The following is a 21,520-nucleotide window of genomic DNA, read 5'->3' as shown; positions in this document are numbered from 1 at the left end:
CAATTGTTATAACAGTAACGTTTTTACTAAGTGAGTGCAATTTCAGAGAAACAAAAATAGAGTATGAGGGATATGCTTAAGTGAAAGAGAGAAGAATATTTAGAGCTTTTGAGGAGAAAGAAGGCTATTTGTACTATCAAAAGCATTTGGATTATGTACGGTAATTAATGTAGTGATGATATACATAAAAGATTATCTAAATTTAGTTACACAAAGATGAATGTACTTAAAAAATTAGGAATGTAATGGGATTTTAGTGCCTGGAAATTATTTAAACTGTATAGAAGGTGAAAAACTGAATGTGGAACATAAAAGAAGAAGATTTAGATGGATTTCGAGTAACATGTAGCAGCCGTTTAAGTCCTGAGGGTACTTTAGGTTTTATGATAGGAACAATAGTGTACGTTTCAGTTATGATGTTTTTTCTTATTGGTACTTTAGTAACCTTTGGTTGGGATTACTATACTACTTTATTCGAAAAAACAATTGTTAAAATTGAACTTGTGCTATATAGCTTACAAATAATTTTTTTAATTCTATATTCATTTCCAAAAGCTCGATTTAAATTTCAAAAATTACAAACCATTGTCGTGTTATTATATGCATTTCAATTAGGTACAATATTATTCACAGCTCTGATTCTTCCTGGAATGTCTGATTATACAATCGACGGAATTACATTAGTATATGTAGGCTTCTTATTTATAGGAGCAGTGATTGTTCATATTGTGACAACGATTGATACGTTTAAACAGGCAAGTGAAGGTACATTTAGTATGAATGAAAGATCAGCTTCCTTTTTTAGTAAAACAAAAGGAACTATGATGAAAGTAACTTCAATATACGCATTAATCCTACTTATTTTGATTTATTTTCATAATGATTATGCGATTGATACTTTTATTGGATATGTAATAGGTACTGTTTTACTGTACACAGTAGCCATAGGTGCAGCAGAGTTCCAATTATTAGCCTATTGTAGATTTAAATTTCCATCATTTTATATTTCGTGGGAGGAGCATGAAAGGGAACGTCAGGAATTCTTAAAGCGTTATAAAGAGAGGGAGGAAAAGGAAGCGAAAGAAATAAAATAAGTTTTGGTTTCTGAAAATTCGAATAGAATATATAAGCAATTGAGGATTGTATATAAATCAATGCTATTAAAAATTAAAGCATCTTCAATATAATCTGTACGAGTAAGTAAATATCAGTAAGTAAAGGTGAGATGTATTACTTTCCAAAAAGGAACATAATGAACTTAAAAATGCCTAGAGAAATCAACGGGGTGTCAGTATGAAGTTAAAGAAGAAAGCCAAGATGATGATAGTTCTGTCAATAATAGCAAATTTATTAAGTGGATGTGGTTTTGGGGAGACGAAGATAGAGTATGAGAGATTAGTAAAGGCATTGGATGAAGGTGATATGAAGACGGTTATGTCTGCGAGTGATGATGGATATGCATATGTGAAAGAAGAGACTAGCGACAGTACTTATGAAGAAAAAGAAGATGGTGAACATAGCAGGATAATATATCAAACAACCCATGGAGTATATAATGTGAAAGAAGACGACTTATATGGGAAAACAACTCAAAAGGTTGTTACTGATATAAAAAATGATAAAAACGTTGGTAGTAATCAAAATTACAAAAAAGAAACGGTCTATAGTACAAATTTAAAAAATGAAAAATCCCGTTCAGTAGCCCAGGATCAAGCTATGAATGTTTCATATGTAAAATTAATGTTTAGAGGATTAAATGAACTTAGTAAATTGAAACCGAGTGAAGATACAAAAAGATCTAGTGAACCGAGCATAATAAGCTATGATTTAACTGAATTACAGTTTAAAAACATCATGAATGATAAGTTAAATTTAAAATATGATAAATTTGATTCTGCAATATTGATGATTGAATTTAATACGCCTAATGATACAAAAGAAAATCAAATGAGAATAACACAAATAACAATATCGGTAAATTATGAAGAAAAAAAAGAAGATAAGCTTATAAAACGCAATCAAGAGATTTCAACATATTATCATACCAGGGAAGATAATAATCAAAGTTCCAAAAAAGAATATGTAAATTATGAAAAAGAGTATATAAATCAAAAATAATATATTTTAATTGAATTTTGAGAACGATAAATGTTGTGAAGATATGAGTAAAGGGGTAGTGAAAAATAGTTACTGTGATAACAGTTATGTTTTACTGAGCACGTATAGTTTTGGTAAATCAAAATAGAGTATGAGAGTCTAATAAAGGCATTGGATGAAGGTGACAAGAAGACGGTTATACTTAATTGAAAGAAGAATATTTGGAACTTTTGAGGAAAAAAGACACTACTTGAACCATCAAAAAGCATTCTGATTAGATGATTATGGTAATTAATATGGTAATGATATACCTAAAAGATTATCTGAATTTAGTTGTACAAAAATCTATGTACTTAAAAATATTAAGAATGGAATAGAATTTTAGTGGATGAAAATTATTTAAACTGTATAGAAGGTGAAATGTCAGGGTGTGGAAAATAAAAGAAGAAGATTTAGATAAATTTCGAATAACATGTCAAGGCCGTTTAAGTCCTGAGGGTGCTACGGGATTTATGCTTGGAACAATATTTTATATTTCAATATTTATGTTTATTATTTTTGTAGGGGATTTGAATTACTACAACAATTTTTTTGATAGAACAATTGTTAAAACTGAGATTGTGTTATTTAGTATTCAAATTATATTTTTAATTATATATCTATTTCCGAAAGCGTGTTTTAAATTTCAAAAGTTACAAACGCTAATCGTATTACTATATGCGTTTCAACTTGGAACGATATTATTTGTAGTTTCGATTGTTTCTGAAATGGCTGACAATTCAATTGGTAGGATGTTTACCGGGCTACTAGTTGCAGGAGCAGTTATTATCCATATTGTAGCAACGCTAGATACATTTAAACAAGCAAGTGAAGGTGCATTTAGTGGTGATGAAAGATCCACCTCGTTTTTTAGTAAGACAAAAGGAGCTATGATAAAGGGGGCTATAATATATATATTAATACTACTTATTTTAATGTATTTTCAAAATGATTATTCAATTGATTTTTTTGTTATGTATGGAGTAGGAACTGTTTTAATGTATGCGGTTGCAATCGGATCGGCAGAATTCCAACTATTGGCGTACTGTAGATTCAAATTCAAGTCATTTCATATGACGTGGGAAGAGAATGAGAGAATGCGTGGGAGAATTCGAAAGCGAAATAAGAAATTCAAAACGAAAAATAAATAATATATTAATAGAATTTTAGTGCGCGCAAAATAATTGAAACATATAGAAGGTGAAGAGCCAGGATGTGGAATATAAAAGAAGAAGATTTAGATAAGTTTAGGATGACATGTAATGATCGTTTAAGTCCTGAGGGTGCTACAGGATTTATGTTTGGAGGAATACTTTATAGTTCAATAGCCGTTTTTTCTATTATTGTATCAGGTGGTTGGGAGTACTGTATGGTTCTCCTTAATATAGGAATCGTTAAGCTAGAAGTGTTGTTATATGCTCTGCAAGTAATTTTTTTCATTCTATATTTATTTCCAAAAGCTCAATTTAAATTTCAAAAGCTACAAACACTTGTTGTATTATTATACGCACTTCAAATGGCTACTATATTACTTACAGTTTTAGTTGTTTCTGAAATAGCTAATAATTCAATGGATCGTATTACATTGAATTATGTATGTTTGCTATATTTAGGAGCAGTAATTTTTCATATTGTAACAACAATAGATACATTTAAATTGGCAAGTGAAGGTGCATTTAGTATGGATGAAAGATCCGCTTCCTTTTTTAGTAAAGCAAAAGGAACTATGATGAAAGTTGCTTCAATATACGCATTAATCCTTCTTATTTTGATTTATTTTCATAATGATTATGCGTTTGATACTTTTATTGGATATGTAATAGGTACTGTTTTAATGTATACGATAGCCATAGGTGCAGCTGAATTTCAGCTATTAGCATATTGCAAGTTTAAATTTCCGTCATTTAATAAAACGTGGGAGCAACATAAAAGAGAGACTCCAAGATATCAAAAGAAAAATAAAAAAAGTAAATCGAAACGTAGGGCATAAAGAAATTACGTATTGTAAGTTTTGATGATAAAAAAGTAATAACTTACAGGAGAGTATTTGAACTATCAAAAGCATTCGGATTATGTACGGCAATTAATGTAGTGATGATATACATAAAAGATTATCTAAATTTAGTTATACAAAAGATGAAGATACTTAAAAAAGTTACGAATGTAATGGGATTTTAGTGAATGAAAATTATTTAAACTGCATAGAAGGTGAAAAACTGAATGTGGAACATAAAAGAAGAAGATTTAGATCAATTTAGGATTACATGTAGAAATCGTTTAAGTCCTGAAGGTGCGACGGGATTTATGATGGGAACAATCATTTTTGTTTCATTATTGATGTTTTTTATTTTCGTAGCACTAGTTACAGATGGTTGGGATTACTATTCAACTTTTTTCGACAAAATAATTGTTAGCATTGAATTAGTTTTATATAGTTTACAAATAATTTTTTTAATACTATATCTATTTCCGAAAGCTCGTTTTAAATTTCAAAAGTTACAAACGCTCGTTGTAATATTATATGCATTTCAATTAGGTACAATAACATTTACAGCGTTAGTTCTTCCTGGAATGACTGACTATTCAATTGATCGAATGACTTTAATTTGTGTAGGGTTATTATTTATAGGAGCCGTTATCGTTCATATTGTGACAACAATTGATACGTTTAAGCAAGCAAGTGAAGGTGCGTTTAGTATGGATGAGAGGTCTGCTTCTTTCTTTAGTAAAACAAAAGGAAAGATGATGAAGTGGGCTACACTATACGCAGTAACTATTCTTATTTTGATATATTTTCATAACGATTATGGGTTTGATGATTTATTTATGTATGTAGTAGGGACCTTTTTAATGTATACGATAGCAATCGGTGCAGCTGAATTTCAGCTATTAGCATATTGCAGATTTAAATTTCCATCATTTAATAAAACGTGGGAGCAACATAAAAGAGAGACTCCAAGATATCGAAAGAAAAATAAAAAAGGTAAATCGAAACGTAAGGCATAAAAAAGTGAGTATTGTAAGTTTTGATGATAGAAAAGTAATAATTTACAGGAGAGTATTTGAACTACAAAAAGAAAATTTACTAATGTAAGGTGATTAAAGTGATTAGAAGATAATCTGATCGAAAATATAGAGAGAGTAGTGTGATGATGAAATGAACAAAAAAAGGGTTTTTAAAATGATTAGTATCATAATAACAATCAGCCTACTACAAGCATGTAGTTTTTTTGAAGAAAAGATAGAGTATGAGCCATTTGTTAAGGCATTGGATGAAGGTGATATGAAGACGGTTATGTCTGCGAGTGATGATGGGTATGCTTTTGTGGAACAAAGAGGTATTTACAGTACGTTTGAGCAAAAAGAAGATGGAGAGCACAGTAAGACAATTCGTCAAACTACGGAAGGTGTATATAATACAAAAGATAAAAGTTTATATGGAGAGGCGATACAAACAGTTGCGACTGATATAGAAAAAGACAAGGGAAAAAGGACAAATGAGAATTATAAAAAAGAAACTATTTATAGTACTCATGTTAAGTATGAAAATGGACAGGTGAAAAGTTCGGATTCAAATCTAGATGTTTCATACGTAAACTTAATTGTAGATCGTTTAAAAGGGATAGGGAAACTAAAGATGAAGCCCGGGGATGATATAAAAAAGTTTGATCAGCCTAATTCAGTAGGATATCGACTAACTGAATCCGAATTCCAAAGTATTATTAATGATAAGTTAAAAATTAACTATGATGAATATGATGGATCAACAATTTCACTTAGTTTTGACTCTGCAAAAAATCCAAAACAGATATTACAATTAAGTATTGATATAGATTATAAGAAAAAGAATGGGGATGGAAAATTAGTAGAAAATATGTTCCAAATTATAACTTATTTTAATAGGAAACAGGATAATAACAAAGATGCGAAACAGGAATATATTGATTTTAAAGCACAGTATAATAAGACGCAGTAATATTTAGAAGGGCATTTGCACGTAAAGATAATAGCGACATAGGTGTGATAAATGTTTCATAAATATAGTGGAAAGAATTTGAGGGTAAACGCCCCAATTGCTGGAGTAGATGCAACAATTGGGGCGTTTATCTGTCTAAAATTAGCTTGAATACATGACATGTTTTAGTTAGTAGGGGCACGGCTTTACAAGTAGTTTCTCCATCTTCATAATAACGGTGTGAGTTATTTTGTAATTTGCTTGTATTACTAAGTTACGACTATTTCCTCTTATAGAGTTACTTCTTATTATCGATACATCGTCCACATCCCAATGTCTTTAAATCCTAGTCGTTTATAAATTCGTCCAGCAGCTGGATTGTTATAAAATAAACAAAGTGTTCGGCCTTCTTTCGTAAAGTCTTGAATCATTTTTTGTAATATGAGTGAAGCGTAGCCATTTCCACGATAATTCGGGTGTGTACATACACCAACTACCATAGCGGATAATGAATTTTCAGCGGAAGTAGAGGTGGATGCGATGATCACGCCGTCTTTTTCAATATAGTATGTGCGTCCTGTATTCGTTTCGATAGCCTGCCTTAATATTTTCTCTGATTCATTAGTAGTCGGAAATTCAGCAATGTCACTTCGTAATTTCATAATTCGTTCTATATCATCGAGTGACGCAAGTTTAATCGTTTCATGAATAGGCGTGTCAGGTAAGTTGTTGTCATTTAGACATTCACAAAAATACATTTCATTTTTGACGCCTAATTGTAGACTTGGAGCAGTTTCAAACTTTTCTACAATAGTTGACTTACCAGAGAGTTTAAGTGGCTTATATGCGGAAAGAAGTGCCTCAAAATCAGTGGTAACAAAGTCTTCTTTACTATATGGTATAAATGAATCGTGGAATCGGAGTAAAATTGATTTTAATGTTCCATTCTCTTTAAATACTCCCCATAGTTCTTGAAAATCTGTGTCATAACCGAAAGCTTCAATATCTCCAATAATAAACAAGTTAAGGGCTGCTTCTTCTTTTAGGTAAGCGAATACTTGTTCATGATCTTTCTTTGTTAATTTTCGCATCATAACGAATCGACCTCTTTTTTATTTTTCTAAATATTACAACTTAAGTTTTTTGAAATCAATATTAAATTTTATGTTTAGTTCACAAACTTTCGGAAAAACTAGGAAAGATATGACAAAGGAGGTTATGAACGGTGGATCATCCAATTCAAGGGTTAATGAAAGCAGCAATGGAAAATTTAAAAGAAATGGTTGATGTAAATACGATTGTTGGAGAGCCTGTTCAAACGGCTGACGGTGGTGTGGTGTTAACGGTTTCTAAAGTAGCGTTCGGTTTTGGAGCAGGAGGTTCTGATTTCCAAACGAATGATGGACAAAGAGCGAACGGTAACGCTGCATTTGGTGGCGGTAGCGCGGGTGGTGTTTCTATTACACCAGTAGCATTTCTTGTGGTGAATAAAGATGGAGTAAATATTCTTCATCTACAAAATGCGACACATTTAGCAGAAAAAATGATTGAATTAGCTCCACAAACAATTGATAAAATTCAATCGATGTTCCAAAAAGAAGAAAAGAAAGAGGGAAAACATCATCCTCAAAACCCTGATGAAATCCTTTAAAAACGCCTGCTTATGAGCAGGCGTTTTTTCTTGTAATCACTATGTAATAAAACACATGAAATTGTAAATAGTTTTTGAAGTTTTTTCTATGTTTCTAAAATTTTTCATGTTAAAATATGCTATAGAATTGAAACATATAAAACGAAGGTGGCTAGGTGCTTTGTCTGGAGGATCTGACCAAGTAAAGAATATGATATATATTAATGGTAATCGTCGAGGTCATTGTTTTATTACATCAGGAATTACGTTTAAAGAGTTTGCGAGTAACATCCCTTCACCGCTTCATCAAGTGTTGCTTTTGAAGCACAACTTTGAATGGACGGATTTTCATTATCATACTTTATTTGAATATGTTGAGGAAGAAAATATACATAAGTTAATTCAAGCAGAGATTGATGAATTTGATGAATTTTGTTGGGTAGATTTTGATGATGCAAGCGATTTAGATGAATTAGAGCCGAAAGAAATTGCAGAATTATTATATTTGGCTCACAAAAAAGAACCACTTGCAAGAACATTCTTTCCGCTGTTGAAAAATCGATTTGTTTATTTTTCACATGATGACGGATGGTACAACAAAGTGTATTATCGTAGAATTGCTGATTTTGTAGGAATGTTAAGTAAAGTCATTCCGTATAAACTCGGTGCTTTCGGTAAGAAACGTTTTTCTTTCTTCCAAAAATCAAAAATTTTCCCAGCGATTTCAAAAGAATTGATTATGGGACTTATTCCACTAATGGAAGATGGTCTTTACATAGATCTAGCAGGGAAAATTGAGTCAAGAAGAGGTCTTGAAATTCCGGTATATGTAGTTGGTTCGTATGAAAGTACGGATGAGGTGTTAGATAATATCGATGAATTGAAAGAGGAAGCAACAGAAACAGGTTGGCTCATTTTTGATAAGAAAGAACAAGAGTGGCAATGGGTTGTTGACTAAGAAAACTTGGCGTATGAAGTCAAGTTTTCTTGTCATTTGAAAGGAGTACAAATGAAGAAATATTATACAATTGTGGGTATTATAAGTATTATTCTCGTGGCAATATTACTTATAACTTGTCCGAAAGAATCAGATTTTAAAGTGTATGTAGAGGATAAGTATGCGTTGAATTGTAATGAGAGTAGTTTTGAATGCACGCAAAATGTAGATGGTAAAAAAGAAAAACTACAATTTGAAAGTACAGATGCACGAAATGGTGTATTCTTTATGACTGTAAAGCAAACATTTAAAACAGAAGCTGGTGTTTCAAAAGAATATAGCGGAGTAGGAATGTTTGGTACATTTCTTTTTGTTTCAGAGAAGACTTTCTAGTAATAGAAGGTCTTTTTTTTATGCTTATGTTCATATAGATGAAGTAAGACAAGCATAGGAGGGATAGCGATGAAGAACACATGTATCGTTTGCGGTGGTGAGGAGTTTTTTTCCTCAACGTTATATGCACGTACGAAACAAGATTGGGCATATGCACCAAACATGTATCGATTTGAAAAAGTATTTATTGAGCATCGAGATGAAGAAAATTATCCAGTGTTTCAAGAAATTACAGCGAAACATTGTTGTGGATGCGGTCATATTATGTTGTATCATGAATGAACACACCAAGTATAACTTGGTGTGTTTTTTTAAAACGCTGACAGAGCAAGCGGATAAAGTAAAGTAAATAAAACAGAAAAACTACCAAAACCAATTGCTGTATATCCAAGTGTTCTTGCTCCGAAATTGACAGCTAATAGGCCAACTAAAATTGCTAGGGAGCCGAGCGTAACGGGATAAAAAGCAATGGAGAATAACGAAAGAAATAAAGCGACATAGCCTACCATTGCGCCGGTATTTGTACCTTCTATCTCATTTGCAATTTCTTTACGCTTATGTCTAATTGGAATGCCAGCTGGTGATATTTCAGCAGCATACTCTTCGTTTTTTTCACCACTTTTAAAATGATGATTTCTCTTTCTTCGCATGTACATCCCTCTCTTTCAATTGGGTGTATCTATAGTATCTTTCAAAATGAGAAGAGCATGAGTATGAGTTAAACCCAAGTAAAGCAAAAATTGGAGAATACGCATTCCATCGTTAACATATCCATCTCCTATTGAAGATAAAGTGTGGGATTTTTTTCACTAGGACTGATTATCAGCCAGCAACAATTGGATTTTTATGAGCAGTTCTCTCCCATTAACTGATCCGCATCCATTGAATTTTGAGGAAGGTGTCTTACTGCAAGCGGGATAAAACAGGAATTTTGGAAAATGATGTAGAATGAAATGAATGATAATACGTGAAGGTAGGGGAATGTATGACGAAATTTAATTGGCACGAGTCAGCGGAGAAGAAATGGGATAGTAGCGCAGAGTTTTGGAATCAAAATAGTCAGGAAATGTGGGACAGTGGTAGCAGAAGTACAATTATTCCGTTTTTTGAACAATACGTGAAGAAAGAAGCACAAGTGCTCGATGTTGGTTGTGGTGATGGCTACGGTACATATAAATTAAGTCGCGCAGGCTATAAAGCAGTGGGAGTAGATTTATCGGAAGTGATGATTCAAAAAGGTAAGGAACGCGGAGAAGGACCAAATTTATCTTTTATAAAAGGAGATCTTTCTGCATTACCATTTGAAAATGAGCAATTTGAATCAATTATGGCAATTAATTCTTTAGAATGGACGGAAGAGCCATTACGAGCGTTAAATGAAATAAAGCGTGTGTTAAAGAAAGATGGATATGCATGTATTGCAATTTTAGGACCGACAGCAAAGCCACGAGAGAATAGTTATCCTCGCTTGTACGGAAAAGACGTTGTTTGTAATACAATGATGCCTTGGGAATTTGAACAGTTAGCGAAAGAACAAGGTTTTAAAGTTGTAGATGGCATCGGCGTATATAAGCGCGGAGTAAATGAGAAGATGTTAGGTCAACTACCTACAGAGTTGCAACAATCGTTAACATTCTTATGGGTATTTATGTTAAAAAACGTATAAAGAAATGAAAGAATTTTTAGGAGGTAAATAAGTGCAGAAAATACAAAAAACTGATACAATATCATCAGAACCAATTAAAGGGGGACTAGGGTATATGACAACTACTACAACAGTGAAATCCGATATTGAAATCGCACAAGAAGCGAGTATGAAGAAAATTCAAGAAATTGCAGCTGATTTAAATATTTTAGAAGATGAATTAGAGCCATACGGGCATTATAAAGGTAAGTTATCTCTTGATATTTTTAAGCGCTTACAAGATGAGAAAGACGGTAAAGTTGTTTTAGTAACAGCAATTAACCCAACTCCAGCTGGAGAAGGTAAATCAACAGTAACAGTTGGTTTAGGTCAAGCTTTTAACAAAATTGGTAAGAAAACAGTAATTGCACTTCGTGAACCATCTCTTGGACCGACGATGGGATTAAAAGGTGGAGCAGCAGGTGGCGGTTTTTCACAAGTCGTACCAATGGAAGACATTAACCTTCACTTTACTGGAGATATCCATGCGATCACAACTGCCAATAACGCATTAGCAGCGTTTATTGATAATCATATCCAACAAGGAAACACACTTGGAATTGATACGCGTAAAATCGTTTGGAAACGCTGCGTTGACTTAAATGATCGTGCCCTTCGTAACGTAGTAATTGGTCTTGGTGGACCTGTACAAGGTGTACCACGTGAAGACGGTTTTGACATTACAGTAGCATCTGAAATTATGGCCGTGTTCTGCCTTGCAACAGATATTCAAGACTTAAAAGCACGTTTATCTCGCATCGTAGTTGCCTATAACTTTGCAAATCAACCTGTAACGGTTAAAGATTTAGGTGTAGAAGGTGCGTTAACACTATTATTAAAAGACGCATTAAAGCCGAACTTAGTACAAACGTTAGAAAATACACCAGCTATCATTCATGGCGGACCATTTGCGAATATCGCTCACGGTTGTAACAGTGTTATCGCTACAACAATGGCAGCAAAATTAGGTGATTATGTTATTACAGAAGCTGGATTCGGTGCTGATTTAGGCGCTGAGAAGTTTTTAGATATTAAAGCTCGTGCAGCTGGCATTAAACCAGAAGCAGTTGTTATTGTTGCGACGATTCGTGCGCTTAAAATGCATGGCGGCGTTGCAAAAGATCAATTAAAAGAAGAAAATGTAGATGCATTAGCAAAAGGTATGGAAAACTTACAGAAGCATGTTGAAACAATTCAAAGCTTCGGTGTGCCTTTCGTAATTGCAATTAATAAATTCATTACAGATACAGATGCAGAAGTTACATACTTACAAGAGTGGTGTAATGAGCGTGGCTATGCAGTATCCTTAACAGAAGTTTGGGAGAAAGGTGGCCAAGGCGGAGTTGACCTTGCTGAAAAAGTACTAAAAGAAATCGAAAAAGGTGAAAACAACTACGCACCACTTTATGAATTAGAATTACCATTAGAAGAAAAAATTCGTACAATTGCTCAAAAAGTATATGGCGCAAAAGATATTGAATTTGCTCCGAAAGCACGTAAGCAATTAGCTCAATATGAAGGAGAAGGTTGGAGTAACCTACCAGTTTGTATGGCGAAAACACAATACTCTCTTTCTGACGATGCAACAAAATTAGGTCGTCCATCTGACTTTATCGTTACAATTCGTGAGTTAAAACCATCTATCGGTGCAGGCTTTATCGTTGCGTTAACAGGTACAATGTTAACAATGCCAGGTCTTCCAAAACAACCAGCAGCACTTCAAATGGATGTAAATGAAGATGGAAAAGCAGTAGGTTTATTCTAAAAGGTTGTAATTCATCTCGTTTATCTGTAAACTATATATACATCAAGTGGCGCCTTTCCATCGAAAGGCGCCTGTTTTTTGGAGGAAATTATGTTTGATCCAACTGCTTTTGACAATTTAAAAGTAATCGTAGAAGGTGCTGTGTATGATTTTGATCTACATGGAGATATTCTTGTAACAGATCGAAAAGATATGATGGATCTTGCTTCATTAAGTCGTATATATCATATCTCATTTCAATTAACAGAACCGTTTGAACCATTAGTAGAAGCAACATTTTCATTATCTGTGGATGCAAAGAACTTGTCTGGTGAAATACTAGAAGTGCCTCAATTTACACCAGGTTGTGAAATGAAGCTAGCATTTTCATTCCCGTTAGAACAACCAGAAGTAAAATGCGAAGAAATTGAAACATTAATGCGTTCTATATGGGGAAAAGAAAGAATGATTATGCAGAAAGTTTCATACGAATATAATAAGCAAGCGATTTCATATCATAATAAGGTAGAGGTTCTATTTCAAAAAGCGATTACAGAAGACCATGTTGATGATTTAATAGCTGTTATTTCACACATGATAGAAACGGTGCGAACAATACAGCATTTTCTTCAAAAATAGAGATAAAGGAGAAAAACAAATGATAAAAGATATGCAACCATTTTTACAACAAGCTTGGGAGAAGGCTGGTTTTAAAGAGTTAACTGAAATTCAAAAACAAGCGATTCCAACTATTTTAGAAGGACAAGACGTTATAGCTGAATCTCCAACTGGAACAGGAAAAACATTAGCGTACTTATTACCACTTTTACATAAAATTAATCCTGAAGTAAAACAGCCACAAGTTGTTGTTTTAGCGCCAACACGTGAACTTGTAATGCAAATTCATGAAGAGGTTCAAAAGTTTACAGCAGGAACTGAAATTTCAGGTGCATCTTTAATTGGTGGTGCAGATATTAAGCGCCAAGTTGAAAAATTAAAGAAACACCCAAGAGTAATTGTCGGTTCACCAGGCCGTATTTTAGAATTAATTCGTATGAAAAAGCTAAAAATGCATGAAGTAAAAACAATTGTATTTGATGAGTTTGATCAAATTGTAAAGCAAAAAATGATGGGCGCAGTGCAAGATGTAATTAAATCAACGATGCGCGATCGTCAATTAGTATTCTTCTCGGCGACAATGACAAAAGCGGCAGAAGATGCGGCACGTGATTTAGCAGTGGAACCACAATTAGTACGTGTAACACGTGCAGAATCAAAAAGCTTAGTTGAGCATACGTATATCATTTGTGAGCGACGCGAAAAAAATGATTACGTAAGAAGAATTATGCATATGGGCGATGTAAAAGCAGTTGCTTTCTTAAACGATCCATTCCGTTTAGATGAAATTACAGAGAAATTGAAATTCCGTAAAATGAAAGCGGCGGCTCTTCATGCAGAAGCAAGTAAACAAGAGCGCGAAGCGACAATGCGTGCTTTCCGCGGAGGGAAATTAGAAATTCTACTTGCTACTGATATTGCAGCGCGCGGTATCGATATTGACGATTTAACACATGTAATTCATCTAGAGTTACCAGACACAGTAGACCAATATATTCACCGCTCAGGACGTACTGGACGTATGGGTAAAGAAGGAACTGTCGTATCTCTTGTAACTCCACAAGAAGAGCGCAAATTACTGCAATTTGCGAAAAAACTAGGCATCGTATTTACGAAGCAAGAAATGTTCAAAGGATCATTCGTAGAAACGAAACCGAAAGCACCAAAGAAAAAGAAACCAGCATTTACTGGGAAGAAAAAGCCTAGATAAATGATGGAGAAGGCGTAACTATTTGTAGTTACGTCTTTTTTGTTTGTAAACAAGTGATAATGGGAATTGTATTAGTGTTTTTAATGTGCCTATCATATATATGCTTCTACTGGGAGTATCGAAAAAAGGGTAGTTTATTTATTTGGTTTATACGAGGAAATAATATAAAAAAGTCGAATATTAAAATGATGCGAAATAATAAAAAGAAGGTACATATATGGATAGGAAATTAGGAATGTTTTTGAATACGAAATATATTGAAGTAAACGAAGGAATAAAAAAGGCGAGAGAATGGGGGTTAGAATATATTCAATTATATGCTATGAATCCGACTTTCAACTTAGCTAACATCTCAAAGATACAATGGAATACATTAAAAGAAAACTTATCTTTTAATGAGATTCAAGTCCCGTCATTAGCAATTAGCTTCGGAGAAAATGGAATAATAGGAACTGAAGCTGAATGTGTAATAGAGAGTTTTAAATATATTACTGATAAAGGGTTAAGGTTAGGAGCTAACATAGTAACAGCCCATATTGGGGAAATCCCTGATGATGAAAATAGTGAGTACTATGATAAAATGCTACGTGTTTGTAATGAAATAGGGGACTTAGCGTTCAGATTTGGAGGATTCTTCGCCATTGAGACGGGATCTGAAAAAGCAATAGTATTAAAACGATTTTTAGAAACTGCAAACTCGAAAGGACTAGCTGTTAACTTTGACCCAGCAAATTTAATAAGTGATGTAAATGAAAATCCGGGAGAAGGTTTATTACTATTAAAAGATTATATAGTACAAACTCATATTAAAGATTGTAAAGAAGTGAAAAGTGATCGTTCAACTAAGTATATAGAAGTCGCAGCAGGGAATGGTGAAGTAGATTTCGATATATTCTTCAAAGTATTAGATAAAATTGGATTCGACGGATATAACATGATTGAAAGAAATGATTATTTTGATGAACTGGATGGGATGAGTCAGTCGATAAATTTTGCAAAGAAGTACATACCAACTCAAAAGGAATAACGATAGTATTTGTAGAAAGCTACATAGAATATAAAAACCATTAGGGGGAAATGTAATGATCCATAAAGTAGGACAAATTATGTTATATGTAAATAATCAAGATGAGGCAGTAAATTTTTGGACGGAGAAGGTAGGGTTTTATGTAGTTGCAGAGGAAGATAATAAGCAAGGAATGAGATGGATTGAAATCGCTCCGAAAAGCGGTGCGGAAACGAGCATTATATTACATAATAAAGAAGTTATTTCGAAAATGAGCCCAGAATTGAATCTTGGTACACCGTCTTTAATGTTCTTCTCAGAAAATCTTGATCAACTATATACAGATTTAACAAATAAAAATGTTACTGTTGGAGAAATGGTAACTATGCCTTCTGGTAAAGTGTTTAACTTTGCTGATAGCGAAGGGAATTATTTTGCGGTTATGGAGAAGAACCAATAATAATATTGCTATGTGAAAATCCCCCTCAAATATATTTGAGGGGGATTAAATTTTTGAAGTGGATTTTTCATTAGAGAGTTGTTTAATAAAAAATACTCCTTTTTCAATAGCTGTCTCAATATAGCCAACGATTTGATCAAACGTAAATACTTGTAAGTCTTCATGCAAATGTTGCTTTGGATACAACATATCTTCAAAAAGATACTTTCGAAAAGCTAAAACGTTTTCTTTAGAAACCTCTTCAATATCCACAATGTGAGCCTCTTGATTGAGAAGAGAGAAAAGCTGTTGTTCTTGATCGTAATGATGAAGCAACTTTGCATTTAACAATTTAAAATCGTTATAGTACAGGGGTGCGATAGTTTCGTCATTCTCTATTCTATTTTTTAGCCAAGGTAGAAAAAATCCACTTAGCCAATTATCATCGGCAATGAGGTGGGTATAATAGCCTAAAATAAATGGGGAATCTATATGTGATTCATATTTATGAAAAAATGAATCATAATCTATTCTTCTCGTATAGTTCTTCGTTGTACCGGCATAAAAATGTGAGGTTCCTTTTTCTTTTTTTGAATGAACAGCATCAGGGGCTACAGCTCCAAGTAAGAAAGAAGTCTTATCGTGAATTGATAGTTTCTCAGCAATACCACTAGCGATAATAACATGCATAATTCGTGATCCCATGAATGCCACCTCTGTTTCCAGTATTCATTTCAGGAAGAGGACTAAACAGTTAGTATTACTTTCCCTGTACTTTTTCTACTTTCGACCCATTCATGTGCTTTCCCTGCATTTTGAAGTGGAAAAGATTTCGTAGCCTTAATTTGTAAACGTCCGTCACGCAAATAACGGAAAACTTCATTTGCAGTTTCTTGGAGCAGTTCAGGACGCTTTTTTCGTGTGGTTCCAAAGCTAAAACCGAGTATAGAGCGGCAACTTGCATGTAAATCTTTCGTTTGAAAGTTACCAATTTCACCGCTAGCATTACCGAAATGAACGAGGCGACCGTAATAAGCAAGGCAGTTTAAACTTCTTTCAGAAACCGTTCCAGAAATAGAGTCTAAAATTACATCAACCCCTTCACCATTTGTCAGTTCATTGACTTTCTCTACAAAATCTTCATCTTGATGACAAATAACATAATCAGCTCCAGCATCTAAAGCAATTTCTTTTTTTGCTTCACTTCCGACAGTGCCTATAACTGTTCCAGCCTCTAATAGTTTAGCAAGTTGAATAGCAGTAGTGCCAATTCCGCCAGCAGCCGCATGAATGAGTACAGATTCACCTTGTTGAAGCCTTGCAACATTTGCGAGTAAATTATAGCTTGTAAAAGATACGATTGGACAAGCGGCTGCAGTTTGAAAGTCAACTTCATGGGGTAATACGAAAGTAAGATTTTCATTTGCAACAACGTATTCTGCGTAAGATCCATTTTGAGGAAAAGCAATGACACGTTGTCCAGGGTGAATATTTTTCACATGAGAACCGACACGTTCTACAATACCAGTGGCATCTATACCTGGAATAAAAGGTAGTGCTTTATTTCCTTTTTTACCATAACGTGATTTAATATCAGCGAAATTTACACTAGTAGCAACAACGCGAATTAAAACTTGATCTTCTGAAATAGACGGTATATCCAAATCTGTATATTTCATCACTTCAGGACCACCGAACGACGTTACAACGATAGCTTTCATCATATATCCTCCTAAATTTGACTATATAAATTATTTTAAATCTTTATCAGAAATTGGAAAAATATATAATAGTTATGTGTGGTTATAAGTGAAGCTTATAAACTCAATGAATCATAATATTAATTTATATAAAAAAACTTTAAAAAAATCGAACGAAATATGAATTACCTGCCAATATATAGTGTAAGACAAAGGAGGGCTGGAATATGAAGGGTGAAATAGATTACGTACATTTAATCCAATTAACTTTATCAGGAAATAAAGGAGCATATAGCAAGTTGTATGATAAAACGATTCAAGAAATATATAAAACAGCACATTTTTTAATAGAGGATAAAACGGATGTAGATGATGTCGTTCAAGAAATATACATACAACTATATGAATCGCTTCGTAAGTATGATAGCGAGAAGCCATTTCGTCCTTGGCTAATTGGACTTGCGATTAAACAAATTCACTCTTATAGAAGAAAGAGGTGGATGCGACTACGAATTATAAAAAAAGCAGAAGAGCAAAGAAAGTCAGTGCAAATTGATTTTTCTAACGATGTTGTAAGTAAAATATCAAACCAAAAACTAATTGAACTCATTCATAAATTACCGTATAAATTGAAACAAGTTATTATCTTAAGATACTTACATGATTATTCACAAGAAGAAGTAGCACAAATATTACATATTCCAATTGGTACTGTGAAATCTAGAATTCATGCGGCATTAAAGAAACTACGTCAAAAAGAGCAAGTAGAAGAAATCTTTTTAGGAGAGGTAGGGAATGTGAAATGAGTTTAGATTGTAGAGTTAGGGAATCTATACAAGAAGAAGCAAAAGGTATTGTTGCCCCGCCGGATTTAAAAGAAAAAGTAATCGTACAAATAAAAATGAAGCACGGGCGGAGTAAGAGGAAGAAACGCTTTATCGCAGGAGTACTTGCAGCAGCTCTTTTAATCCCGACGACTGGTTTTGCGTATCAATCTATTATGGCGGATGGTATATACGGATCTTTCGAGAATTTAAAAAAACATGCCGGAACGATGACATTAGAGGCGTATATGCGTTTTAGTGCAAAATTATCAGAGGCGAAAGATGAAATGGGTACGAAGGAATATGAAGAGTTTACAAAAGAACTAAAAAAATTAACAAATGCAAAACTTACGTACGGAGATTCGAACGGTAATATTGATTATGATCAATTATTACCGGCTAAAAAAGAGGAATTGAAAAAGGTGGTAATGGAGCTTCATCCGTATTTTGATAAATTAAATGGCCATAAGTCTAGTAAAGAGGTATTAACTCCTGAAGAGTATGAACAATATATGGAAGCATTAATGTCATATCAAACCGTTTTAGTAAAAACGAAATCGAGTGGGGGGATAACAATAGAAGAAGTACCTGAAGCGTACAAAGAAAGATTTATTAAAGCAGAGCAGTTTATGGAATATGTAAATGAAAAGGTGCAATAATTAGAAAAGCTCATAGCCTTAGCTTTGAGCTTTTTTATTGAAACAAAAAAGAGTGTTCAATTATACTTTTTCATATTTGCATTATCTTTTTGTATAAAACAATCTAAAAGGGAATAACCAGCTATTAAACTAATTATCGTAACAAAAGTTGTATTTATTAGAATAATATTAACTAAATAAGGTAGGTATTCTGCAAGTGGTGAAAAGAGTAGTGCTGGGGAAAAGGAAATGAATAGTGTAGGCACTGTAATAGCAATAAATTTATCCGGTTGAAAGCTCCAGTTTTGTTTACTTGTTTCGCGATTAATAGATTGAAGGAATCGTAATAAAATGCCAACTATAAGAGGGAAGAGTGTAAAGTAGAATAATCTTGGATAAACGTTAAAGTTCACTTGCGTGTCTGTATCTAAATAAAATTGAATTTTTACTCCTACAAATAATAATAAGACGATAAATAATGTAAAGCAGAGGTATAGCATCACTTTTTGCATTATATTCCACCATCCTTTACTCAAAATATATTCAAAAAAAGAAGAGATATACAATAACTACTGTTGTATATCTCTTCTTTTACTGTTAGTTAATAGTGGAGTTTGCTTTTTCTTGCTTCGTGAAATAATCAATAATGCCCATTGCGCTAATTTCTATATCTAGATGTAAAATGTTGTAAACGGAATGATCTGATGGAACGTTTAACTTTGTAAGATGAGAAGAGATTTTATCCATTAACAAAGTTTGTAAAGCTTTAGTTGCTTCATCGAAATCATTATACTTTTCAAAGACTTCCTTACCAGTATGAACGAAAATAGGTAGCCAATATTCCAGTTGATTATATACTTCTGTAACATGAGAGGATGCGCCGTAATGACCGAAATAAATAGTATCTACATTCATACTTTGAATGTGATTTTTAGAAGTAATCATCGCATCTGGTTGGAATTGTGAAGGGGACGTTGATGGTAGATACAGTTCTACACCAACGTTTGCGAGTTCTCTATAATAAATTCCAATTGTATCACCAGTGAAAATCCCGTTTGTTAATGAATCGTGAATGCTAATATGGTGCTTCGCATGTCCTGGTGTATCGTAAAATGTAAGGGTGCGGTCTTTTGCAATTTTTAACGTATCACCATGTTGTACAATATGAACACGTTCTTCTTCAATTGGAAGAATTGGATCGAAGAGTTTATCGAAATCTTCTTTGTAGACAGCTTTTGCACCTAAAATGAGTTTTGTTGGGTCAATCATATGACGAGCACCGCGAGAATGCACATATAACGTAGCATTTGGGCACTTCTCCATCATTAAACCAGCTGCGCCAGCGTGATCTAAATGCACATGTGTAACGATAATGTTTTTAACATCGTTTAAATCAATATGTAATTGTTGTAAGCCGTCTAAAATATACGGAAGAGAAGGGGCTGCACAAGTTTCAATTAAAGTAATATCGTCACCTAATAAAACGTACGTACCTGTTCGTTCATTATGCTGTAAATCGAAATCATCAATAAGATATAGGTGAGAAGATAATTGCTCTACTTTTTTCATATTTACCACTCCTTATATACTGCATGTTTCTATTATACGATAAAATAGAAAAAAGGCAGAAAACGAAGCTCGTCTTCTGCCTTTTTGTAATATTATTATTTCGTTTGTTGTTTATTAATAGACATAATGAACAGTCCAACAATCCCGCCTACTAATGGAAGCATAATCTCTCCTGCTAAATTAAAGTAGGAGCTTAAGAATAAACCATTTACATCGATTACCCAGCCAGTAACATACAATAACATCATATATAGTACGAAATAAAACTCGCGATTTGAAATCGTTTCATGTTGTGCAGTTTTCATAATGGACACCATCCTTTTCTTTTATAATGGAATATAAACTGTCACATTTTGTTCACATTTCAATTGTAAAACTTTCCAAAATAAAAGTCTAGTATTTTTTGTCGAATTTTCGAACAAAAATAAAGCGCTATCATTTCAGCGTGTAAGTACGTAATAAGAGCTGTATATTCACGAATGTAGTATAGTATAAACATAGAATGATAGTGAAGAGAGGGGCAAAGACAATGACAGTTTATGATTTTTCAGCTAAAACAATTACAGGTGAAGAAAAGTCGTTAAGAGATTATGAAGGAAAAGCACTTCTTATTGTAAATGTAGCTAGTAAATGTGGTTTCACACCTCAATATAAAGGATTAAAAGAGGTGTATGATAAATATAAGGACCAAGGACTAGAAATACTCGGTTTCCCTTGTAACCAATTTGGAGGACAAGAGCCAGGTACAGAAGCAGATATTACTAGTTTTTGTGAGTTAAACTACGGTGTAAACTTCCCGATGTTTGCAAAGGTTGATGTGAAAGGTGATAAGGCTCATCCTTTATATACCTACATGACAGAACAAGCACCAGGTTTACTCGGTATGAAAGCAGTGAAATGGAATTTTACGAAGTTTCTAATTGGAAAAGACGGGAAAGTAGTAGGGCGTTTTGCGCCGCAGACGAAGCCGGTAGATTTAGAGGTTGAGATTGAGAAGGTACTTGGAGAATAATTAGGAGTTTCACTTTATTAAAAAA

At 33.5% G+C, this 21,520-nt stretch carries 27 protein-coding genes; 20 read left to right on the top strand and 7 right to left on the bottom strand.

Features of this window, described 5'->3' with window-relative positions; all coding sequences use genetic code 11:
• Positions 1–299 precede the first annotated feature (299 nt).
• The 7 genes from F3I02_RS26910 to F3I02_RS26880 all read left to right on the top strand — a co-directional run bounded on the left by F3I02_RS26910 (position 300) and on the right by F3I02_RS26880 (position 6,112).
• Positions 300–1,094: a hypothetical protein gene (locus F3I02_RS26910; RefSeq protein WP_196478595.1), complete on the top strand. Its 795-nt coding sequence runs from the start codon at positions 300–302 to the stop codon at positions 1,092–1,094.
• 199 nt (positions 1,095–1,293) lie between these two features.
• Positions 1,294–2,118 carry a DUF3952 domain-containing protein gene (locus F3I02_RS26905; protein ID WP_088859477.1) on the top strand — a complete coding sequence of 275 codons (825 nt, stop codon included), beginning with the start codon at positions 1,294–1,296 and terminating at the stop codon, positions 2,116–2,118.
• A 117-nt stretch (positions 2,119–2,235) separates the two neighbouring features.
• Positions 2,236–2,307 (top strand): DUF3952 domain-containing protein, encoded by a 72-nt coding sequence (locus F3I02_RS34725; protein WP_117616460.1) that lies wholly within the window; start codon positions 2,236–2,238, stop codon positions 2,305–2,307.
• Positions 2,308–2,525: 218 nt separating this feature from the next.
• Complete coding sequence (locus F3I02_RS26895) at positions 2,526–3,287, top strand: hypothetical protein (RefSeq protein ID WP_196478594.1); 762 nt, start codon at positions 2,526–2,528, stop codon at positions 3,285–3,287.
• Positions 3,288–3,349: 62 nt separating this feature from the next.
• Positions 3,350–4,126, top strand: a complete 777-nt coding sequence (locus F3I02_RS26890) for a hypothetical protein (protein ID WP_062921608.1) — start codon at positions 3,350–3,352, stop codon at positions 4,124–4,126.
• Between the two features lie 230 nt (positions 4,127–4,356).
• Positions 4,357–5,142: a hypothetical protein gene (locus F3I02_RS26885; RefSeq protein WP_196478593.1), complete on the top strand. Its 786-nt coding sequence runs from the start codon at positions 4,357–4,359 to the stop codon at positions 5,140–5,142.
• 175 nt (positions 5,143–5,317) lie between these two features.
• Positions 5,318–6,112 (top strand): DUF3952 domain-containing protein, encoded by a 795-nt coding sequence (locus F3I02_RS26880; RefSeq protein ID WP_000623464.1) that lies wholly within the window; start codon positions 5,318–5,320, stop codon positions 6,110–6,112.
• Positions 6,113–6,399: 287 nt separating this feature from the next.
• Here the strand turns inward: F3I02_RS26880 and F3I02_RS26875 are convergent, their stop codons facing one another.
• A complete protein-coding gene (locus tag F3I02_RS26875; protein WP_000984748.1) occupies positions 6,400–7,185 on the bottom strand; it encodes a GNAT family N-acetyltransferase in 786 nt (261 codons plus the stop codon).
• Between the two features lie 131 nt (positions 7,186–7,316).
• On the opposite strand from F3I02_RS26875, the gene ytfJ reads away from it, so the two are divergent.
• The 4 genes from ytfJ to F3I02_RS26855 all read left to right on the top strand — a co-directional run bounded on the left by ytfJ (position 7,317) and on the right by F3I02_RS26855 (position 9,333).
• On the top strand, positions 7,317–7,742 hold the full coding sequence (gene ytfJ / locus F3I02_RS26870) for a GerW family sporulation protein (RefSeq protein WP_196478592.1): 426 nt from the start codon (positions 7,317–7,319) through the stop codon (positions 7,740–7,742).
• Between the two features lie 160 nt (positions 7,743–7,902).
• A complete protein-coding gene (locus F3I02_RS26865) occupies positions 7,903–8,679 on the top strand; it encodes an oxalate:formate antiporter (protein ID WP_000014087.1) in 777 nt (258 codons plus the stop codon).
• Positions 8,680–8,730: 51 nt separating this feature from the next.
• Positions 8,731–9,051, top strand: coding sequence for a hypothetical protein (locus F3I02_RS26860; protein WP_000761171.1), 321 nt, complete (start codon positions 8,731–8,733; stop codon positions 9,049–9,051).
• Positions 9,052–9,120: 69 nt separating this feature from the next.
• Positions 9,121–9,333, top strand: coding sequence for a hypothetical protein (locus F3I02_RS26855; RefSeq protein ID WP_000798747.1), 213 nt, complete (start codon positions 9,121–9,123; stop codon positions 9,331–9,333).
• Positions 9,334–9,362: 29 nt separating this feature from the next.
• On the opposite strand, the gene F3I02_RS26850 is transcribed toward F3I02_RS26855, so the two are convergent.
• Positions 9,363–9,701, bottom strand: a complete 339-nt coding sequence (locus F3I02_RS26850; RefSeq protein WP_001253201.1) for a hypothetical protein — start codon at positions 9,699–9,701, stop codon at positions 9,363–9,365.
• A 335-nt stretch (positions 9,702–10,036) separates the two neighbouring features.
• On the opposite strand from F3I02_RS26850, the gene F3I02_RS26845 reads away from it, so the two are divergent.
• The 6 genes from F3I02_RS26845 (at position 10,037) to F3I02_RS26820 (ending at position 15,773) form a co-directional block, all read left to right on the top strand.
• Positions 10,037–10,717, top strand: a complete 681-nt coding sequence (locus F3I02_RS26845; RefSeq protein WP_000160044.1) for a class I SAM-dependent methyltransferase — start codon at positions 10,037–10,039, stop codon at positions 10,715–10,717.
• A 94-nt stretch (positions 10,718–10,811) separates the two neighbouring features.
• Entirely contained in the window at positions 10,812–12,500 is a 1,689-nt protein-coding gene (locus tag F3I02_RS26840) for a formate--tetrahydrofolate ligase (protein ID WP_014482011.1), read from the top strand.
• 90 nt (positions 12,501–12,590) lie between these two features.
• A complete protein-coding gene (locus F3I02_RS26835; protein WP_000460219.1) occupies positions 12,591–13,118 on the top strand; it encodes a hypothetical protein in 528 nt (175 codons plus the stop codon).
• 19 nt (positions 13,119–13,137) lie between these two features.
• A complete protein-coding gene (locus tag F3I02_RS26830; RefSeq protein ID WP_000588613.1) occupies positions 13,138–14,307 on the top strand; it encodes a DEAD/DEAH box helicase in 1,170 nt (389 codons plus the stop codon).
• Between the two features lie 217 nt (positions 14,308–14,524).
• Positions 14,525–15,334 carry a sugar phosphate isomerase/epimerase family protein gene (locus tag F3I02_RS26825; RefSeq protein ID WP_000375215.1) on the top strand — a complete coding sequence of 270 codons (810 nt, stop codon included), beginning with the start codon at positions 14,525–14,527 and terminating at the stop codon, positions 15,332–15,334.
• A 55-nt stretch (positions 15,335–15,389) separates the two neighbouring features.
• Positions 15,390–15,773, top strand: coding sequence for a VOC family protein (locus F3I02_RS26820; protein WP_086391319.1), 384 nt, complete (start codon positions 15,390–15,392; stop codon positions 15,771–15,773).
• Positions 15,774–15,818: 45 nt separating this feature from the next.
• On the opposite strand, the gene F3I02_RS26815 is transcribed toward F3I02_RS26820, so the two are convergent.
• A complete protein-coding gene (locus tag F3I02_RS26815) occupies positions 15,819–16,457 on the bottom strand; it encodes a zinc dependent phospholipase C family protein (protein WP_000535630.1) in 639 nt (212 codons plus the stop codon).
• 41 nt (positions 16,458–16,498) lie between these two features.
• Entirely contained in the window at positions 16,499–17,473 is a 975-nt protein-coding gene (locus F3I02_RS26810; protein WP_097856343.1) for a quinone oxidoreductase family protein, read from the bottom strand.
• A 206-nt stretch (positions 17,474–17,679) separates the two neighbouring features.
• Here F3I02_RS26810 and F3I02_RS26805 point away from each other — a divergent pair, with 206 nt between their 5' ends.
• Positions 17,680–18,258 carry a sigma-70 family RNA polymerase sigma factor gene (locus F3I02_RS26805; RefSeq protein ID WP_053512311.1) on the top strand — a complete coding sequence of 193 codons (579 nt, stop codon included), beginning with the start codon at positions 17,680–17,682 and terminating at the stop codon, positions 18,256–18,258.
• Positions 18,255–18,935: a DUF3600 domain-containing protein gene (locus F3I02_RS26800; RefSeq protein ID WP_196478591.1), complete on the top strand. Its 681-nt coding sequence runs from the start codon at positions 18,255–18,257 to the stop codon at positions 18,933–18,935. The genes F3I02_RS26805 and F3I02_RS26800 overlap by 4 nt, the downstream gene beginning before the upstream one ends.
• A 56-nt stretch (positions 18,936–18,991) precedes the next feature.
• Here F3I02_RS26800 and F3I02_RS26795 read toward each other — a convergent pair whose 3' ends face one another.
• From F3I02_RS26795 to F3I02_RS26785, 3 genes are all read right to left on the bottom strand, one after another.
• Positions 18,992–19,426, bottom strand: a complete 435-nt coding sequence (locus F3I02_RS26795; RefSeq protein ID WP_001174543.1) for a hypothetical protein — start codon at positions 19,424–19,426, stop codon at positions 18,992–18,994.
• 85 nt (positions 19,427–19,511) lie between these two features.
• On the bottom strand, positions 19,512–20,483 hold the full coding sequence (locus tag F3I02_RS26790; protein WP_196478590.1) for an MBL fold metallo-hydrolase: 972 nt from the start codon (positions 20,481–20,483) through the stop codon (positions 19,512–19,514).
• Positions 20,484–20,578: 95 nt separating this feature from the next.
• Entirely contained in the window at positions 20,579–20,788 is a 210-nt protein-coding gene (locus F3I02_RS26785) for a DUF3925 domain-containing protein (protein WP_000844984.1), read from the bottom strand.
• Positions 20,789–21,012: 224 nt separating this feature from the next.
• Between F3I02_RS26785 and bsaA the strand changes: the two genes are divergently transcribed.
• Positions 21,013–21,495 (top strand): glutathione peroxidase, encoded by a 483-nt coding sequence (bsaA, locus tag F3I02_RS26780; protein WP_074594367.1) that lies wholly within the window; start codon positions 21,013–21,015, stop codon positions 21,493–21,495.
• The last annotated feature ends 25 nt before the right edge of the window (positions 21,496–21,520 follow it).

It is taken from the genome of Bacillus sp. SRB3LM (genome assembly GCF_015712745.1).
Classification (GTDB): Bacteria; Bacillota; Bacilli; order Bacillales; family Bacillaceae_G; genus Bacillus_A; species Bacillus_A thuringiensis_K.
This window is presented reverse-complemented; position numbering and strand designations above follow the sequence as displayed.

Bases quoted from the DNA above. Each gene is read 5' to 3' on its own strand.
- F3I02_RS26840 (WP_014482011.1), top strand. From the start codon at position 10,812: ATGACAACTACTACAACAGTGAAATCCGATATTGAAATCGCACAAGAA.
- F3I02_RS26860 (WP_000761171.1), top strand. From the start codon at position 8,731: ATGAAGAAATATTATACAATTGTGGGTATTATAAGTATTATTCTCGTG.
- F3I02_RS26885 (WP_196478593.1), top strand. From the start codon at position 4,357: ATGTGGAACATAAAAGAAGAAGATTTAGATCAATTTAGGATTACATGT.
- F3I02_RS26905 (WP_088859477.1), top strand. From the start codon at position 1,294: ATGAAGTTAAAGAAGAAAGCCAAGATGATGATAGTTCTGTCAATAATA.
- F3I02_RS26910 (WP_196478595.1), top strand. From the start codon at position 300: ATGTGGAACATAAAAGAAGAAGATTTAGATGGATTTCGAGTAACATGT.
- F3I02_RS26810 (WP_097856343.1), bottom strand. From the start codon at position 17,473: ATGAAAGCTATCGTTGTAACGTCGTTCGGTGGTCCTGAAGTGATGAAA.
- F3I02_RS26880 (WP_000623464.1), top strand. From the start codon at position 5,318: ATGATTAGTATCATAATAACAATCAGCCTACTACAAGCATGTAGTTTT.
- F3I02_RS26835 (WP_000460219.1), top strand. From the start codon at position 12,591: ATGTTTGATCCAACTGCTTTTGACAATTTAAAAGTAATCGTAGAAGGT.
- F3I02_RS26815 (WP_000535630.1), bottom strand. From the start codon at position 16,457: ATGGGATCACGAATTATGCATGTTATTATCGCTAGTGGTATTGCTGAG.
- bsaA (WP_074594367.1), top strand. From the start codon at position 21,013: ATGACAGTTTATGATTTTTCAGCTAAAACAATTACAGGTGAAGAAAAG.
- F3I02_RS26850 (WP_001253201.1), bottom strand. From the start codon at position 9,701: ATGCGAAGAAAGAGAAATCATCATTTTAAAAGTGGTGAAAAAAACGAA.
- F3I02_RS26830 (WP_000588613.1), top strand. From the start codon at position 13,138: ATGATAAAAGATATGCAACCATTTTTACAACAAGCTTGGGAGAAGGCT.
- F3I02_RS26825 (WP_000375215.1), top strand. From the start codon at position 14,525: ATGGATAGGAAATTAGGAATGTTTTTGAATACGAAATATATTGAAGTA.
- F3I02_RS26790 (WP_196478590.1), bottom strand. From the start codon at position 20,483: ATGAAAAAAGTAGAGCAATTATCTTCTCACCTATATCTTATTGATGAT.
- F3I02_RS26855 (WP_000798747.1), top strand. From the start codon at position 9,121: ATGAAGAACACATGTATCGTTTGCGGTGGTGAGGAGTTTTTTTCCTCA.
- F3I02_RS26875 (WP_000984748.1), bottom strand. From the start codon at position 7,185: ATGATGCGAAAATTAACAAAGAAAGATCATGAACAAGTATTCGCTTAC.
- F3I02_RS26890 (WP_062921608.1), top strand. From the start codon at position 3,350: ATGTGGAATATAAAAGAAGAAGATTTAGATAAGTTTAGGATGACATGT.
- F3I02_RS26845 (WP_000160044.1), top strand. From the start codon at position 10,037: ATGACGAAATTTAATTGGCACGAGTCAGCGGAGAAGAAATGGGATAGT.
- F3I02_RS26800 (WP_196478591.1), top strand. From the start codon at position 18,255: ATGAGTTTAGATTGTAGAGTTAGGGAATCTATACAAGAAGAAGCAAAA.
- F3I02_RS26820 (WP_086391319.1), top strand. From the start codon at position 15,390: ATGATCCATAAAGTAGGACAAATTATGTTATATGTAAATAATCAAGAT.
- F3I02_RS26785 (WP_000844984.1), bottom strand. From the start codon at position 20,788: ATGAAAACTGCACAACATGAAACGATTTCAAATCGCGAGTTTTATTTC.
- F3I02_RS26795 (WP_001174543.1), bottom strand. From the start codon at position 19,426: ATGCAAAAAGTGATGCTATACCTCTGCTTTACATTATTTATCGTCTTA.
- F3I02_RS26805 (WP_053512311.1), top strand. From the start codon at position 17,680: ATGAAGGGTGAAATAGATTACGTACATTTAATCCAATTAACTTTATCA.